The following is a 14481-nucleotide window of genomic DNA, read 5'->3' on the forward strand; positions in this document are numbered from 1 at the left end:
GCACAGGAAGCCGAATCAGCTCAACCGCGTGACCCAACCGTAAGTGTCGTCCATCCGGCCGCGCTGGATGCCGACGAGCTTCTCACGCAGCTTGCTCGTGAGCTGGCCGGGCCCGCCGCTGCCGATGGTGAACTCGCCCTCCCGCCCGGCGACCGTGCCGACCGGGGTGACGACTGCCGCGGTGCCGCAGGCCATCGTCTCGAGTAGGCGGCCACTGTTCGCGTCATCGCGCCACTGGTCGATGGAATATGGTTCCTCGCGCACTTCCAGCCCTTCCTCGCGCAGGAGCTGGATGAGGCTGTCGCGGGTGATTCCCGGCAGGATCGTGCCGCTGAGCGGCGGGGTGACGACGCTGCCGTCGTCGAACACGAAGAACAGGTTCATGCCGCCCAGTTCCTCGACCCATTTTCGCTCGGCTGCATCGAGGAACACGACCTGGTCGCACCCCTTCTCGATCGCTTCGGCTTGGGGCACGAGGCTGGCGGCGTAGTTGCCGCCGGTTTTGGCGGCGCCCGTGCCGCCCGGCGCCGCGCGCACATAGTCGCGGCTGACCCAGATCTTCACCGCCGGCGCGCCCGATTTGAAATAGTTACCGGCGGGGCTCGCGATCAGCAGATACTTGTACTGCTTCGCCGGGCGGACGCCCAGGAACGCCTCGCTCGCGAACATGAACGGGCGCAGGTAGAGCGAACCGCCCTCGACAGTGGGGAACCAGTCCTTGTCGACCGAGAGCAGGCGGCGGATCGATTCGAGGAACAGCTCCTCGGGCAGGTGCGGCATGGCCATGCGGTCGGCCGACTGGTTGAAGCGCCGCGCGTTGGCCTCGGGGCGGAAGAGGGCGATCCCGCCGTCTTCCTGCCGGTAGGCCTTCATCCCCTCGAAGATCTCCTGCGCGTAGTGCAGCACCGCCGCGGCCGGATCGAGGCTGATCGGCTGGCGCGGACAGACCCTCGCGGTGAACCATCCGCCCTTGTCCGCATCATAGTCGATCTCGACCATGTGATCGGTGAACAGTGTACCGAAACCGGGGTTGGCGAGCGCCTCGTCCCGCGTGGCGGAGGGCACGGGGGCGGCGTGGGGGATGTGTTCGAAATCCATGGGCGCCGCGTAATGTGGAGAAGCGGGCAGGGCAAGACCGATCCTTTCGCGGAAAAGCCCCGAGCCGCAAAATGAGAAAGGCCGCTTCGGCCTGAGCCGAAACGACCTTTCGCATGGTCAGCGGCCGATAGCGCCGCTCACGAAACCTCTATCGCTGTCTGCTCAGCGATAGTGCCTCGCGCGGAAACGTACCGACCTCCCTGCTGAACCATGAGACATCGGATCACCTCCTTTCGCGCTATTAAGCCGAACCCGGCGTTTCACCGCCGGATGAGAACCGCGCTCGCCGCTGGCCTCATGTGCGAATGTGAGTCAGTGAGTGTTGGAAAACAAGGCTTGAAAAAAACTTTTCCCACGTCAGAATTGATCGCTGTGGCCCGCGTTTCGTGGGCCTTTTTTGTTGCCGCTCCAACGCGGGCATTTACCGGCAATCCTCGATCACCCGAGTCACTTCGGGCCAGCTTGGAATGTAGAGCGTCGCGAGGCCTTGCGTCTCGACCGCGAACCGCCCCTTCGAGAACGCCATTGCCATCAGCAGCGGATCGACCGCCGGCAGTGTCGCGGCGAGCATCGGGAGCTCGGTGCCTGCTTGCTGCGCGGGTACCGTGCGCTCGCTCGTCTCGGTGCGGATGTGCATTGCCGTTGCCCCGGCTGCGCCGCCGGCGCGGGTCATCGTGATCGTGCGTTCGGCGCGATTGCAGGTGAGGGCGAAGATCGCCTCGCTGTTTGCCGGGCCGAACACCGCCTGCGATCCGCCTGCCGTGCTGCGGAAGTACCAGTCGCCCGGTGTGGCCGGCGCATCCATCCAGTTGTCGTAGGCCGGCGGGGCCGCCGGCGGCGGGGCCGGCGGGGGCGCTGGCTCGGGAGCAGGAGCGGGCGGGGCCGGCTCCGGCGCCGGAGTGACGCAGGAGGCGAGCGCGAGGCAGGTCATGGCAACGGCAAGGGCGCGGCGGTAGTTCAAGCGAATCTCCCGGTTTCTCAAAGCGACAATGACCGTTAACGGGGTTCGGGTCCATGCCTGCCAAACAGCGCCTCGATCAGTTGCTCGTCGCCCGCGGCCTTGCGGAGAGCCGCACCCGTGCGCAGGCGCTGGTGATGGCGGGCCTCGTGTTCTCTGGTGAAACCAAGCTCGCCAAGGCCGGTCAGCAACTGCCGGACGATGCGCCGCTGGAGGTGCGCGGGCGCGATCACCCGTGGGTTTCGCGGGGCGGGATCAAGCTGGCGCATGCGCTGGAGCACTTCGCGCTCGACCCGGCCGGGGCGGTAGCGATGGATATCGGCAGCTCCACCGGCGGTTTCACCGACGTGCTGCTGCAGAACGGTGCGGAACACGTCTTCGCGGTGGATTCGGGCACCAACCAGCTTGCCTGGAAGCTGCGGCAGGACCCGCGCGTGACGGTCCTCGAACAGACCAGCGCGCGCATTCTCACGCACGAACAGATCGACCGGAAATGTAACTGGGTCGTTTGCGACGCGTCCTTCATTTCGCTTGCCAAGGTATTGGAAAGACCGCTGGAACTTGCCGCGCGCGAGTGCCGGCTGGTGGCGCTGATAAAGCCGCAGTTCGAAGTCGGCCGGGAGGAAGTCGGCAAGGGCGGCGTCGTGCGCGATCCGGCGCTCCACGCGCGCGTTTGCGGGGAAGTGCGCAGCTGGTTCGAAGGTCTGGGTTGGGCGGTGCAGGGGGTCGTCGAGAGCCCGATCACGGGACCGGAGGGGAACGTGGAGTTTCTGATCTCGGCGGAGCGGGGGTGAGCCACGTCTATTGACGAGCGGCCCCATCCCGCGCTGGCACGCCAAGTGCGGGCTTGCTTGCGCGCCCCTCCCGCGCCCGCCAATATCCGCACCTGCCGAATCGAGCGGCAGGGGCTTTCGGGGGACTTGATGACCGCTCTCGCCTCGCGCGGACAGTTGCGCGCCAGCGTCGTGCGCTGGGCGCTGTTCACCGTTCCCGCCTGCATGCTGCTCGGCTTCCTCGCCGGCAATCTCGCGCAGAGCGGCCCCGAGAACGAATGGTTCGCAGGCCTGATCAAGCCCGCAATATTCCCGCCGCCGATGTGGTTTGGGATCGTGTGGACGATCCTCTACGCCGTGATGGGCTTCGCGCTCGCGCTCGTCTGCGCCGCCTCAGGTGCGCGAGGGCGGGCGGCGGCGGTCGCGCTCTTCGGTGTGCAGTTCGTGGTCAACCTGGCCTGGACGCCGGTGTTTTTCGGCATGCACCAGATCACCGCCGCGCTCGGCATCCTGCTGGTGCTCGACCTGCTGGTGATCGCGACGATCGTGCTGTTCTGGCAGGTTCGCCGGCCGGCAGCGCTGCTCCTGCTGCCGTACCTCGCGTGGATTCTCTTCGCCACGCTGCTCAACTACGAGTTCCTGCGTCTCAACCCCGGGGCGGACGGGGCGGGCGAGAGCCACGGCACCGTCCAGCGGATCGAAATTTGAGTTGAGCTTCGCGCCTCCCGCGCCCAAATAGCGCGCATGCAGAGCCAGAACCCGATGATCGCCGATTTCGTGAAGCTCCTCAACGGGGCCGCCGGCACGTTCGCCGGCATGACCCGCGAGGCACGCGAAAGCGCCCGCGAGCGCGTGAAAGAGGCGATGGGCGGAATGGACTTCGTCAGCCGCGAAGAATTCGACGCGGTCAAGGCCATGGCCGCCCGCGCGCGCGAAGAAAACGAAGCCCTCGCCGACCGCCTCGCCGCCCTCGAAGCCCGCATCGGCGGCGGGTGATCCGCCGCGCGCGATGAACTTTCGCGCACCCGCCATTCTCCTCGCCGCGCGGCCGCATGGGGAGACGGCGGTGATCGCGCGGATGCTGACGGAGGAGCATGGGCTCGTCGCCGGCTACGTCGCGGGTGGGCGTGGACGACAGCTTCGGCCAGTGGTGATTCCAGGCAATGTAGTCGAGGCCGACCTGCGCGCGCGGTCGGATAGCCAGGTTCCCTTCGCAAGGCTCGAACTGGTGCAGAGCCGCGGGCCATGGCTAGCCGAGCCGCTCCCTGCCGCGGCGATCGGCTGGGTCACCGCGCTGACCGCCACCGCCTTGCCCGAGCGCAACGCCTATCCCAATCTCTACAGCGCTTTGACCGCGCTTCTTGACGCGATCTGTCACGCACCTTCGGCGCGCGGTTGGCTGCGGGCACTGGTCAGTTACGAGGCGCTGCTGCTGCGCGAGCTCGGCTACGGGGGCGCGCAGCCACCGTCCGAAGCGGGGCTTGAGTCGCTGCTGGAAATCCTTGCCGCACAAGGGCCTCTGCTGGAGCGCTACCTGCTTGCCGACCGCCGGGGCGATGTTATGGCCGCTCGCACCATGCTGCGCGAGCGGCTGGCGAAAATGGCCGGGTGAACGCCGTCCCGGCCGTCGGCAGCCGCACCCATGTCGCGCGCGATGACGGAGGAAATCCAGCACCATGAAGATCGCTATCTTCCCCGGCGACGGGATCGGCCTCGAAGTCACGCGCGAGGCCGTGCGCGTGCTTCAGGCGCTCGACCTGCCGGGCATGGTGCTGTTCGAAGGTGACGCGGGCGGCGCGGCCTATCATCGCCACGGGCACCCGCTGCCCGCCGAGACGCTCGAGATGGCCCGGGCCGCCGACGCCGTTCTGTTCGGCGCGGTGGGTGACCCGGCCTGCGACGGGCTGGAGCGGCACTTGCGGCCGGAGCAGGCGATACTTGGCCTGAGGGCCGAACTCGGTCTCTTTGCCAACCTGCGGCCAGCCACGACTTTCCCCGGCCTCGAGGCCATGTCCACGCTGCGGCCCGAGATCGCGCGCGCGATCGATCTGCTGATCGTGCGGGAGCTCAACGGCGACGTCTATTTCGGCGAGAAGGGCATGCGCACGCTCGATGATGGCCGGCGGCAGGGCTGGGACATGATGTCCTACGCCGAGGACGAGGTGCGGCGTATCGCCCACGTCGCGTTCCGCGCCGCGCAGGGGCGCGACCGGCGGCTGGTCAGCGTCGACAAGGCCAATGTGCTCGAAACCAGCCAGCTCTGGCGCGACGTGGTGAACGACGTCGCCGCCGACTATCCCGACGTTGCGCTCGAGCACCTGTATGTCGACAATGCCGCGATGCAGCTCGTGCGCGATCCGGGCCGGTTCGACGTGGTCGTGACCGGCAATCTGTTCGGCGACATCCTCTCCGATCAGGCGAGCATGTGCGTCGGGTCCATCGGCCTGCTCGCCAGCGCCTCATTGGGCGAGCGGCAGACCGCGCACGGCACGTTCGGGCTCTACGAGCCGATCCACGGAAGCGCGCCCGACATCGCCGGGCAGGGCAAGGCCAATCCGATGGCGACGATCCTCTCCGCCGCAATGATGCTGCGCCACAGCTTCGGCCGCGAGGCCGAAGCTGTGCGGATCGAGGCGGCGGTGGCGAAGGCGCTTGCCGAGGGCGTCCGCGGCGCGGACCTCGGCGGCGATGCCGGCACCGAAGCCGTCGGCGACGCGGTGCTGGAGCGGCTTTGAGGGCGGAAGGCGCCACCCCCCAACCCCCTCCTCCGAAGGGGAGAGGGAGTCACGCCGGCCCACATGAGGCCTCCTCCTCGCGAGAGGAGCGGACTGCTGCTCCCCGCCTCGCCATCGTACTCCCCACGCTCGACGAGCGCGAGAACCTCGCGCCGCTGATCGCGCGGATCGACGCAGCGCTCGGGCGGGAAGGATGGGAGGCGATCGTCGTTGACGACGCCAGCCCGGACGGCACGGCGGAAGAAGCGCGGCGGCTTGCGCGTGCTGACCCACGGATGCGGGTGATCGAGCGGATCGGACGGCGCGGGCTCGCCTCGGCCGCCGTCGAGGGCATTTGTGCCACCGCCGCGCCCTTTGTCGCCGTGATGGACGCCGACCACCAGCACGACCCGGCGCTGCTTCCCACCATGCTCGACGCGGTGGAGCGCGGCGAGTGCGACGTGGCGGTGGCCAGCCGCTTCGTCGAGGGTGCCAGCCTTGAGGGGCTCCCGAGCGCCCGCCGCGAAAAGGGCTCCCGCCTTGCCAACCGCCTCGCGCGGCGAATCGCGGGAGTCGAGCTGACCGATCCGATGAGTGGCTACTTCCTGATGGAAACGGCCAGAGCGCGCGCGCTCGCGCCGCACTTGTCGGGCATCGGCTTCAAGATCCTGCTCGACCTGCTCGCGAGCGCACCCGCGCCGCTGCAGGTGAAGGAGTTCCCGCTGCAGTTCGGCGAGCGTCGCAGCGGTACCAGCAAGCTCGACCGTGCGATCGCGTTCGACTTCCTGGTCGGCCTCTACGACAAGAGCTTCGGCCGCATGGTTCCGACCCGCTTCGCGCTATTCGGTACCGTCGGGGGGCTCGGCGTGCTGGTTCACCTCGCGGTGCTGACGCTCCTCTACCGGGGACTCGGCGCGGCGTTCCTTCCCTCGCAGGCAGCAGCGACTTTTGCCGCGATGACGTTCAACTTCTGGCTCAACAACTGGCTCACCTACCGCGACCGGAGGCTGACAGGCGCGAGCGCATTCCTGCGCGGATGGGCGGCCTTCTGCGCCACCTGCGCGGTCGGTGCGGTCGCGAACGTCGCGGTCGCAGGGCTCCTGAAGCAGCAGGGACTCTATTGGCTGCTTGCCGCAGGCGCGGGCATCGTGGTCGGCGCGGTGTGGAACTACGCCTTGTCGAGCCGCTTCGTCTGGCGGCGGCGATAGTTCCACCATTGTCGTTTCACACGAAGACACGAAGGGGTCGGTGCGAGAATCGCGCCGATCGTCACATCTGTCTCGTGCAGTTCATCCGGACGAGTGCGGCTTCGCCGCGGGCGCGTCATCTTCGTGTCCTCGTGTGAACCCCCGGCTTCACCGCCACCCGTCGAGCCACATCCAGAACGCGAAGCTCTGCTCCCCCGCGAGCGGCGCGGCGCTGAGGATCGGATAGAACCAGGCGAACAGCGCAACGCTGGCGAGCAGCGTTGCCGTTGTCAGCCGCCGCCAGCCGCGCTGCCGGAGCTCGTCGAGCGCCAGCGCCAGCGCCGCGAGGAGGAAGCAGCTCGGCAGGAAGTAGTGGTAGTAGAACTGGACCGGCTTGTTCACGACCATCCAGAAGCCCAGACTCACGGCGTAGAGAACGGCCACGGATAGTGCCGCGCGATCGCCCCCGACGCCTCTCCAGATCGCCCAGACCATCGCCGGCAGACCGAGCAGCATGGTCAGCGGATTGCCGATCAGCAGGATTCCGCGCTGCGCTCCGTCGACCGGCTCGTAGAGATACCAGATCGCGCGCAGGTTGAAGAGCCATTCGGGCCAGCGGGACTGGTACGGGTGCGGCTCGATCACGCTTTCCTGCAGCGCGACGATCTGGCGGTGCAGTTCGATCAGGCCGCCGGGCTGGAGCGCGCCCTTGTCGAAACCATAGGCCGGGAGGAAGGTCGCCGCGTAGACCGCCAGCGGCACGAGGCCGAGCCACAGCGCGGCTTCGAGCAGCGACACGCCGGGCACCGGAATGCCCCTGCGGCTGGTGAAGAGTCGTCGTCGCCCGGCAGCCAGCCGTGCGGCGAAGAAGGCGAGGCCGGGCACGACCGCCAACGGCACCGCATTCCATTTCGCGGCCATCGACAGTCCGATCGCGACGCCTGCGATCGCCAGCCGGCGCCGCCCCGTCTCCGGTTCGCGCACGGCGGCGGCGCATTGCCACAGCGCGAGCGCGAGGAAGGCGACGAAGAACACGTCGAGCATCGCGACGCGGCTGTGCACGAACAGCGCGAACCCGCTCGCCAGCAGCACGCCGTAAGCGACGGCGGCGAAGCGCGAGAGACTGGCGAACCACAGCGCCCGCATGAAGGCGTAGAGCGCGCCCGTGCCGGCCAGCGCCGGGAACAGGCGCCAGCCCCACGGGTTGTCACCCAGCAGTGCAATGCCGAGCGCGAGTATCTCCTTGCCCAGCAGGGGGTGCTCGCGATTGAGGTATTCGCTGCCGTCGAGCAGGGCCCGCGCAGCGGGCAGATAGTGGACTTCGTCGAAATAGGGCGTGCCGGGGATGGCGATTCGCACGATGCACAGGACGAAGAAGACGACGGCGATCGCGGCGCTCCACCCGATCGGGTCGCGCGGATGATCGGGCGCCTCGTTCATTGTCGCGACGGATAGTGCTCGTCCCGGGATGGAGCAAGTCGAACGGGGCATTACATTAGTTAACAATTCGTTGTATAGAGCGGCTAACCGGACGTTCACACGGGGAGAAGCCGGTCTGAAAAAACAAGTGTCGGGGGCGCAGAGAAATGGAGTTGCGCGAAATGACTCGTCACGTTGTTTGCATGGTTTTAGGCCACCAGGTGAATCGCCGGCGCATACGCCGCGAGGGGCTAGCCTACGTCAGTCGTTGCCGTTGGTGCCGTACGCGGATGTGGCGCTCCGAAGACGGATGGGAAGAGGGGGTTCCGCAGGACCCGATGCCCCTGCATGAAGGGGCATCCCATCTGCACAATGCGTGACTCTGTTGCGCCGGGCCGTTGCATTTCTTAAAAAAATTGGGTGACGATGGGGAACGTTTTGGCCTAGACGCCGTCTCTCCTCAGGAACTTCGGTCCCGAACGGAAGGGTAATAGTCTATGAAACTTCGTAACCTCCTCCCAGCTATGGCTGCGGCGTCGCTGGTCGCCGCTCCGGTTGCAGCCCAGGCTCAGATCGCCGAGCGCGCTTCCGAGCCCGTCAGCGGGGAATCCGAGCTCGCTGGTCAGATCGGCCCGGCGCTGATCATCGTCGCAATCGCGGCCGTGGGCATGATTGCCCTGCTCGTGACCGACGATGACGATGATGAAGATCCCGTAAGCGTCTGATTCGCGCTTACTGCGTACTGGTAGGCGCGGTTCCATAACGGATATTCCTTTTTCATTGCGCCAGGGGCTTGCCCGTCGTTAGAGCGACCGCGATGAAGAAGACTACCGGAATGAACCGCGCCGCCACACGCGCATGGCGCCCAGCGACCCGTGCCGTAAGAGGAGGCGCATGGCGCTCCGAGCACGGGGAAACGAGCGAGGCGCTGTTTCTCACCTCCGGCTATAGCTACGACGACGCGGCAACCGTTGCCGCGCGTTTCGCTGGCGAAGCCGAGGGGATGACCTATTCCCGCCTGCAGAACCCGACCGTCGCGATGCTCGAGGAGCGGATCGCGCTGATCGAAGGCGCCGAGGCATGTCGCGCACAGGCCAGCGGCATGGCGGCGATGACTGCAGCTCTCCTCTGCCAGCTATCGCACGGCGACCACCTGGTTGCCGCGCGCGCCGCGTTCGGATCGTGCCGCTGGCTGGTCGACCATCTCTGTCCGCGCTTCGGGATCGAGGCGACCGTGATCGACGGAACCGACGACGCCGCGTGGGAGGCCGCGATCCGGCCGAACACCAAGGTGTTCTTCTTCGAGACCCCGGCCAATCCGACGCTCGACGTGGTCGATCTCGAATTCGTCTGCGGTCTCGCCAGGGCCCACGGCATCACCACCGTCGTCGACAACGCCTTCGCCACCGCGGTGCTCCAGCGTCCGATGGAGTTCGGCGCCGACGTTGTCGCCTATTCCGCGACCAAGCTGATGGACGGGCAGGGCCGGGTGCTCGCCGGCGCGGTGTGCGGCACGCGCGAGTTTATCGACGAGGTCCTCCTGCCGTTCCAGCGCAACACCGGGCCCAACCTCTCGCCGTTCAACGCCTGGGTCGTGCACAAGGGGCTCGAGACGCTCCCGCTCCGCGCGCACCGCCAGAGCGAGACCGCGCTGGACCTCGGCCGCTTCATCGAAGGCCGCGCGCCCCGGGTGCTCCATCCCGGGCTCGAGAGCCACCCGCGGCATGCGATCGCCGCGAAGCAGATGGACGCCTTCGGCCCGATCTTCGCTTTCGACGTCGGAAACCGCGAGAAGGCTTTCGCCGTGCTCGACGCGCTTGAGTTGATCGATATCTCGAACAACATTGGCGACGCGCGCAGCCTCATGTGCCACGCCGCGAGCACTACCCACGCCGGCATGACCGCCGAAGCGCGCGCCGAAATGGGCGTGGGCGAGGGGCTCCTGCGGTTCAACGTCGGGCTCGAGGATCCGGAAGACCTCAAGGAAGACCTCGACCGCGCGCTGTCCGCCGCGGGGTTCTGATTCGGCTCACCTCCAGCGCAGCGTCAGGAAGTACCGTCGTTCCAGCGAAAGCTGGGATCGCCTGCCACCCTTGCGCCGTTGGTTAGCCGTCCCCGCTTCCGCCGGGACGACGACGAACGCAAGGCTCCACACCGCAAATCACCCGAAGAGCGCCCTTTACCGGGCCCGTCCATTGGCTCTATTCTCGCTCCCGCAATGAAACAGTTGTTCCAGCACGCCGCGATCACCGAAGGAATCACCGTCCGCGTGGCGGTGAACTTCCTGCCCGAGCAGTCGCAGCCCGAGGCGGGCAAGTGGTTCTGGGTCTATCACATCCGGATCGAGAACGGCTCGAACGAGCGGGTGCAACTGATCACGCGCCACTGGCGGATCACCGACTCGCGCGGCGGGATCAATCTGGTCGACGGGGAGGGAGTCGTGGGCGAGATGCCGGTGCTCGCGCCGGGGGACAGCCATGACTACGTGTCCGGCTGCCCGCTCGGCACGCCGCATGGATCGATGGAGGGGTTCTACACCTTCCACCGCGCCGACGGCACGCCGCTTGAAGTGCGCATTCCCTACTTCCCTCTCGCGGCACCCGCGACCGCGGACTAGGGCGCCAGCGAAAGGGTCATTCGGCGACCCGCAGCTCCGGCGCCAGCCCCAGCCACTCCGCCAGCGCAGCGAGATCGCGCATCACGCCTTCGCCCGCCAGCGCCGCGCGGCTTCGGTCGAGACGCAGCACCAGACTGGGCCCCTCGCGTTCGAGCGCGCTCGTGGTCACGGACACGCGTGAGGTCGCGCCCATCCGCCGGGCGAGGCGCATGGCGAGGCCCCAGCCCATCGCCTGTCGCAGGTCCGCATCGGGCGCGAGCGCGGCTACGCGCCGTGGCCACGAGGTCTTGCCGCAGCTCCCCAACATCATCGCGGCGAGCATCGCTCGCCCGTACGCGTCGAGACCGATCCACCGCTTGTCGAGCGCCCATTCGACAGCCTGGCTCGTGCGGAAGTTGGGCTCGACCCGGTGTAGCGCCAGCGACAGCAGCGCGCCTGCGAGCCGAAGCCGCTCATTCTCACTGCCGCCCGACTCGGCGATGCCCACCACCCAGGCGGACATCAGCGCTGCGTCGGTGATCGCGCTCTTCATCGGTGCGGCGAAGTCCGCCACCGCGACGATCAGCGGATCCTTGGCCTGTTCGAGGGCGTCTAGCCGCCGGTAGAGCAGCCCCTCGCGCAAACCCCAACTCGAAAAGACCAGCGCATCGGGCCCGATCTCGCCCAGCATGATCCGCAGCAGTGCCGCCGCGTCCGGGAGGGATCTCGCGCGCATCGTCCCGATCCCCTCGATCTCGACAAGCTTTGCCGGATCGCTCCTCGCAAGCTCGCGCGCGATCCGGTCGGCTTCGTGGACGTCGAGATGAAAGCCGTGGGGGTCGGTTACCGGATGCCGCGTGTCGTGCATCGCGTATGCGGCGAACGCGCGCCAGGTTCCGCCGACCAGATAGAGCGGCCCGGCCTGCGCCGCCGCTCCGCCGGCTTCCGCAAATGCCTTCTTCACCGCGCGCTTGAAGCCTTGCGCCTCTTCGGCGCGGAGGGCTGGCAAGCGCAGCGTGCCGAGCGGCAGTGTCGCGCCGTCGCGGCAGGCGCCGTCCTCCACCGTCACCAGTTCGAGGCTGCCCCCACCGAGGTCGGCGACCAATCCGCGCGCACCCGGGAAGGCGGCGATCACGCCGTAGGCGGCGGCATTTGCCTCGTCCTCACCGCTCAGGAGCTGCGGAGTCAGCCCCAGCGCGCGAACCTGTTGGAGCAATTCGCCACCATTCTCCGCGTCGCGCACGGCTGCGGTGGCGACGGTCTGCACGTCGGTCACGCCCAGCTCGCGTGTCAGCAGCGCGAAGCGGGCGAGGGCTGCGAGCGCCTGCTCGCTCGCCTCGTCCGGGATGCGCCCGGTTGCCGCCAGATCTCGCCCCAGGCGGGCGACGATCTTCTCGTTCCACATCGTGCGCGGCACGCGCTGGGGGCCGTCGTAGACGACCAGTCGCACGGTGTTCGACCCGATGTCGATCACCGCGCGGCGATCGGCGGGTGCGACGCGCAGGCTACGCCAGGCAAAGGCTCGCAGGCTCGTCATTCGCCGGTTCCTTCCAGGCGCAACTTCGGTACCGCACCCGCCTTCAGCGCCGCGCCCCGGCCCGAGAGCGAGGGATTGCTCATGAAGTAGTCATGACAGTTGAAGCCGCCTTCGCCCATGCGCATTCGGGCGTACTCCCCATCCGGCAGCAATTGCCAGCTCTGTTCGGTATCGAGGATGTTCGCCAGCATAACCTGGTCGAGCACCTGATCGTGCACGGTCTTGTTGGCAAGCGGCACCAGCACTTCGACCCGCCGGTCGAGGTTGCGGCTCATCGCGTCGGCCGAAGTCAGGTAGACGGCGGCGTGCTTGCTCGGCAGCCGATGCCCGTTGGCGAAGGCCCAGACACGGCTGTGTTCGAGGAACCGGCCGATGATCGACTTGACCTCGATGTTCTCTGACAGACCGGGCACGCCCGCGCGCAGGCAGCAGATACCGCGCACCACGAGCTGGATCTCCACCCCGGCCGCGCTCGCGGCATAGAGCCGGTCGATCAGCTCGCTGTTGGTGATCGCGTTGACTTTCGCCCAGACGCCCGCGGGCTTGCCGGCGCGGGCGTTCTCGATCTCGCGGTCGATCAGCTCGAACAGCTTCTGCTTGAGTCCGATCGGTGAGATCGTCAGGCACTCGGTGCTGCGCGGTTCGACATAACCGGTGACGAAGTTGAAGAGCTTGGCCGCGTCGCGCCCCAGCGCGGGGTCCGCCGTGAAATAGCTGAGGTCGGTGTAGATCCGCGCGTTGATCGGGTGATAGTTGCCGGTGCCGAAGTGGCAGTAGGTGCGATAGCCTTCCTCCTCGCGCCGCACGACCAGGCTGACCTTGGCGTGGGTCTTCCAGTCCATGAAGCCGTAGATCACCTGCACGCCGGCGCGCTCGAGCTCCGCCGCCCATTGCAGGTTGCGCTCTTCGTCGAAGCGGGCCTTGAGTTCGACCACCGCGGTCACTGCCTTGCCCGCCTGCGCCGCATCGATCAGTGCGGCGATAACCGGCGACTGGTCGCCCGCGCGGTAGAGCGTCTGCTTGATCGACACGACCGCGGGATCGATCGCCGCCTGGCGCAGGAAATCGACCACCACCTCGAAACTCTCGTACGGGTGCTGGATCACGATGTCCTTCTCGCGGATTGCGGAGAAGCAGTCGCCGTCGTGCGCCAGGATGCGCTCGGGATAGCGGGACGCGAACGGCGCGAACTTCAGGTCCGGGCGCGGTTCGCCGCAGATCGCGCTCAGGTGGCGCAAGCCGAGCATGCCCGAGGTCTTGATGGTCATAGCCGGGTCGACTTCGAACTGCTCTCGCAGCAGCATCTCCGCCGCGGGATCGCAGTCCTCATCAAGTTCGAGCAGGACCGCGCGTCCGCGCCGGCGCCGCTGGATAGCGGTGCGGAAAAGGCGGACCAGATCCTCCGCTTCCTCCTCCACCTCGATGTCGCTGTCGCGCAGCACGCGGAACAGGCCATCGCCGAGAATACGAAAGCCGGGGAAGAGCTGGCCGGCGTAGCGCACGATCAGCTTTTCGATCGCGATGTAGATCGCCTTCCTGCCCGGCACGCGGACAAAGCGCGGCGCGCCGGTGGGGATGACGACCATCTCGACCAGGTCGGGCTGACGCTTGCCGCGCTTGAGGCGGAAGAGCACGCCCATCCCGAGATTGGCGACAAACGGGAACGGATGCGACGGATCGATCGCCTGCGGTGTGATCAGCGGCAGGATATCGGTGGTGAAATAGTTCTCCAGCCAGCCGCTCTGTTGCTCGTCGAGTTCGTCGATTTCAGCGATCAGGATGTCCTGCGCAGCGAGCAATCCGCGCAGCGCTTCCAGCGTGCGCTGCTGCCGATCCTCGAGCACGAGCACCTGTTCGCGGATCGCCGCAAGCTGCTGCCGCGGGTCCAGCCCGTCGATCGCGGTGGTCTCGATCCCCCGAGTCGCCTGCCCCTCGAGCCCGGCGATTCGGATCATCGTGAACTCGTCGAGGTTGCTGGCCGAGATTGACAGGAAGCGCAGCCGTTCGAGCAGCGGGTAGCGGTCGTTCTCCGCCTCCGCCAGCACCCGCCGGTTGAACGAAAGCCAGGATAGTTCGCGGTTTACGTACCGCTCGGCCGGCGCCGCGCTGCCGCCCTCGGCCCGCTCGGCCGCGCCCTGCGTGAGTACATCCATGGAAGTGCCAAGCCCTCGCAGGCCCACTTGCAAGCCGCGTGTTACG

At 67.4% G+C, this 14481-nt stretch carries 14 protein-coding genes; 9 read left to right on the forward strand and 5 right to left on the reverse strand.

Going from position 1 to position 14481, the window contains the following annotated elements:
• Positions 1 to 15: 15 nt before the first annotated feature.
• Both AC3A5N_RS15130 and AC3A5N_RS15135 read right to left on the reverse strand, forming a co-directional pair.
• Positions 16 to 1098 (reverse strand): branched-chain amino acid aminotransferase, encoded by a 1083-nt coding sequence (locus tag AC3A5N_RS15130; RefSeq protein WP_487738157.1) that lies wholly within the window; start codon positions 1096 to 1098, stop codon positions 16 to 18.
• A gap of 421 nt (positions 1099 to 1519) precedes the next feature.
• Positions 1520 to 2059 carry a hypothetical protein gene (locus tag AC3A5N_RS15135; protein WP_487738158.1) on the reverse strand — a complete coding sequence of 180 codons (540 nt, stop codon included), beginning with the start codon at positions 2057 to 2059 and terminating at the stop codon, positions 1520 to 1522.
• A gap of 53 nt (positions 2060 to 2112) precedes the next feature.
• Here AC3A5N_RS15135 and AC3A5N_RS15140 point away from each other — a divergent pair, with 53 nt between their 5' ends.
• The 6 genes from AC3A5N_RS15140 to AC3A5N_RS15165 all read left to right on the forward strand — a co-directional run bounded on the left by AC3A5N_RS15140 (position 2113) and on the right by AC3A5N_RS15165 (position 6751).
• Positions 2113 to 2850 (forward strand): TlyA family RNA methyltransferase, encoded by a 738-nt coding sequence (locus AC3A5N_RS15140; protein WP_487738159.1) that lies wholly within the window; start codon positions 2113 to 2115, stop codon positions 2848 to 2850.
• Between the two features lie 129 nt (positions 2851 to 2979).
• The gene (locus AC3A5N_RS15145; RefSeq protein ID WP_487738160.1) at positions 2980 to 3537 is read left to right on the forward strand and encodes a TspO/MBR family protein; all 558 of its coding nucleotides are present in this window, start codon (positions 2980 to 2982) and stop codon (positions 3535 to 3537) included.
• 36 nt (positions 3538 to 3573) lie between these two features.
• The gene (locus AC3A5N_RS15150; RefSeq protein WP_203110311.1) at positions 3574 to 3825 is read left to right on the forward strand and encodes an accessory factor UbiK family protein; all 252 of its coding nucleotides are present in this window, start codon (positions 3574 to 3576) and stop codon (positions 3823 to 3825) included.
• A gap of 13 nt (positions 3826 to 3838) precedes the next feature.
• The gene (gene recO, locus AC3A5N_RS15155) at positions 3839 to 4441 is read left to right on the forward strand and encodes a DNA repair protein RecO (RefSeq protein ID WP_487738161.1); all 603 of its coding nucleotides are present in this window, start codon (positions 3839 to 3841) and stop codon (positions 4439 to 4441) included.
• A 64-nt stretch (positions 4442 to 4505) separates the two neighbouring features.
• Positions 4506 to 5564 carry a 3-isopropylmalate dehydrogenase gene (gene leuB / locus AC3A5N_RS15160; protein WP_487738162.1) on the forward strand — a complete coding sequence of 353 codons (1059 nt, stop codon included), beginning with the start codon at positions 4506 to 4508 and terminating at the stop codon, positions 5562 to 5564.
• Between the two features lie 113 nt (positions 5565 to 5677).
• Positions 5678 to 6751: a glycosyltransferase gene (locus AC3A5N_RS15165; RefSeq protein WP_487738225.1), complete on the forward strand. Its 1074-nt coding sequence runs from the start codon at positions 5678 to 5680 to the stop codon at positions 6749 to 6751.
• Between the two features lie 147 nt (positions 6752 to 6898).
• Here the strand turns inward: AC3A5N_RS15165 and AC3A5N_RS15170 are convergent, their stop codons facing one another.
• On the reverse strand, positions 6899 to 8170 hold the full coding sequence (locus tag AC3A5N_RS15170; protein ID WP_487738163.1) for a phospholipid carrier-dependent glycosyltransferase: 1272 nt from the start codon (positions 8168 to 8170) through the stop codon (positions 6899 to 6901).
• 476 nt (positions 8171 to 8646) lie between these two features.
• Between AC3A5N_RS15170 and AC3A5N_RS15175 the strand changes: the two genes are divergently transcribed.
• The 3 genes from AC3A5N_RS15175 (at position 8647) to apaG (ending at position 10766) form a co-directional block, all read left to right on the forward strand.
• Positions 8647 to 8874, forward strand: a complete 228-nt coding sequence (locus AC3A5N_RS15175; RefSeq protein ID WP_487738164.1) for a hypothetical protein — start codon at positions 8647 to 8649, stop codon at positions 8872 to 8874.
• A gap of 92 nt (positions 8875 to 8966) precedes the next feature.
• On the forward strand, positions 8967 to 10172 hold the full coding sequence (locus AC3A5N_RS15180; RefSeq protein ID WP_487738165.1) for a trans-sulfuration enzyme family protein: 1206 nt from the start codon (positions 8967 to 8969) through the stop codon (positions 10170 to 10172).
• Between the two features lie 195 nt (positions 10173 to 10367).
• The gene (gene apaG / locus AC3A5N_RS15185) at positions 10368 to 10766 is read left to right on the forward strand and encodes a Co2+/Mg2+ efflux protein ApaG (protein ID WP_487738166.1); all 399 of its coding nucleotides are present in this window, start codon (positions 10368 to 10370) and stop codon (positions 10764 to 10766) included.
• Positions 10767 to 10782: 16 nt separating this feature from the next.
• Here the strand turns inward: apaG and AC3A5N_RS15190 are convergent, their stop codons facing one another.
• Positions 10783 to 12282 carry a Ppx/GppA phosphatase family protein gene (locus AC3A5N_RS15190; RefSeq protein ID WP_487738167.1) on the reverse strand — a complete coding sequence of 500 codons (1500 nt, stop codon included), beginning with the start codon at positions 12280 to 12282 and terminating at the stop codon, positions 10783 to 10785.
• On the reverse strand, positions 12279 to 14435 hold the full coding sequence (locus AC3A5N_RS15195) for an RNA degradosome polyphosphate kinase (RefSeq protein ID WP_487738168.1): 2157 nt from the start codon (positions 14433 to 14435) through the stop codon (positions 12279 to 12281). The genes AC3A5N_RS15190 and AC3A5N_RS15195 overlap by 4 nt, the downstream gene beginning before the upstream one ends.
• Positions 14436 to 14481: the final 46 nt, after the last annotated feature.

This window comes from Pelagerythrobacter sp. Soil_C_18 (genome assembly GCF_057657235.1).

What these genes read in the sequence shown, in the direction of transcription:
- AC3A5N_RS15130 (WP_487738157.1), bottom strand. Translation starts at nt 1,098, where the DNA reads ATGGATTTCGAACACATCCCCCACGCCGCCCCCGTGCCCTCCGCCACG.
- AC3A5N_RS15140 (WP_487738159.1), top strand. Translation starts at nt 2,113, where the DNA reads ATGCCTGCCAAACAGCGCCTCGATCAGTTGCTCGTCGCCCGCGGCCTT.
- AC3A5N_RS15145 (WP_487738160.1), top strand. Translation starts at nt 2,980, where the DNA reads ATGACCGCTCTCGCCTCGCGCGGACAGTTGCGCGCCAGCGTCGTGCGC.
- AC3A5N_RS15150 (WP_203110311.1), top strand. Translation starts at nt 3,574, where the DNA reads ATGCAGAGCCAGAACCCGATGATCGCCGATTTCGTGAAGCTCCTCAAC.
- recO (WP_487738161.1), top strand. Translation starts at nt 3,839, where the DNA reads ATGAACTTTCGCGCACCCGCCATTCTCCTCGCCGCGCGGCCGCATGGG.
- leuB (WP_487738162.1), top strand. Translation starts at nt 4,506, where the DNA reads ATGAAGATCGCTATCTTCCCCGGCGACGGGATCGGCCTCGAAGTCACG.
- AC3A5N_RS15170 (WP_487738163.1), bottom strand. Translation starts at nt 8,170, where the DNA reads ATGAACGAGGCGCCCGATCATCCGCGCGACCCGATCGGGTGGAGCGCC.
- AC3A5N_RS15175 (WP_487738164.1), top strand. Translation starts at nt 8,647, where the DNA reads ATGAAACTTCGTAACCTCCTCCCAGCTATGGCTGCGGCGTCGCTGGTC.
- AC3A5N_RS15180 (WP_487738165.1), top strand. Translation starts at nt 8,967, where the DNA reads ATGAAGAAGACTACCGGAATGAACCGCGCCGCCACACGCGCATGGCGC.
- apaG (WP_487738166.1), top strand. Translation starts at nt 10,368, where the DNA reads ATGAAACAGTTGTTCCAGCACGCCGCGATCACCGAAGGAATCACCGTC.
- AC3A5N_RS15190 (WP_487738167.1), bottom strand. Translation starts at nt 12,282, where the DNA reads ATGACGAGCCTGCGAGCCTTTGCCTGGCGTAGCCTGCGCGTCGCACCC.
- AC3A5N_RS15195 (WP_487738168.1), bottom strand. Translation starts at nt 14,435, where the DNA reads ATGGATGTACTCACGCAGGGCGCGGCCGAGCGGGCCGAGGGCGGCAGC.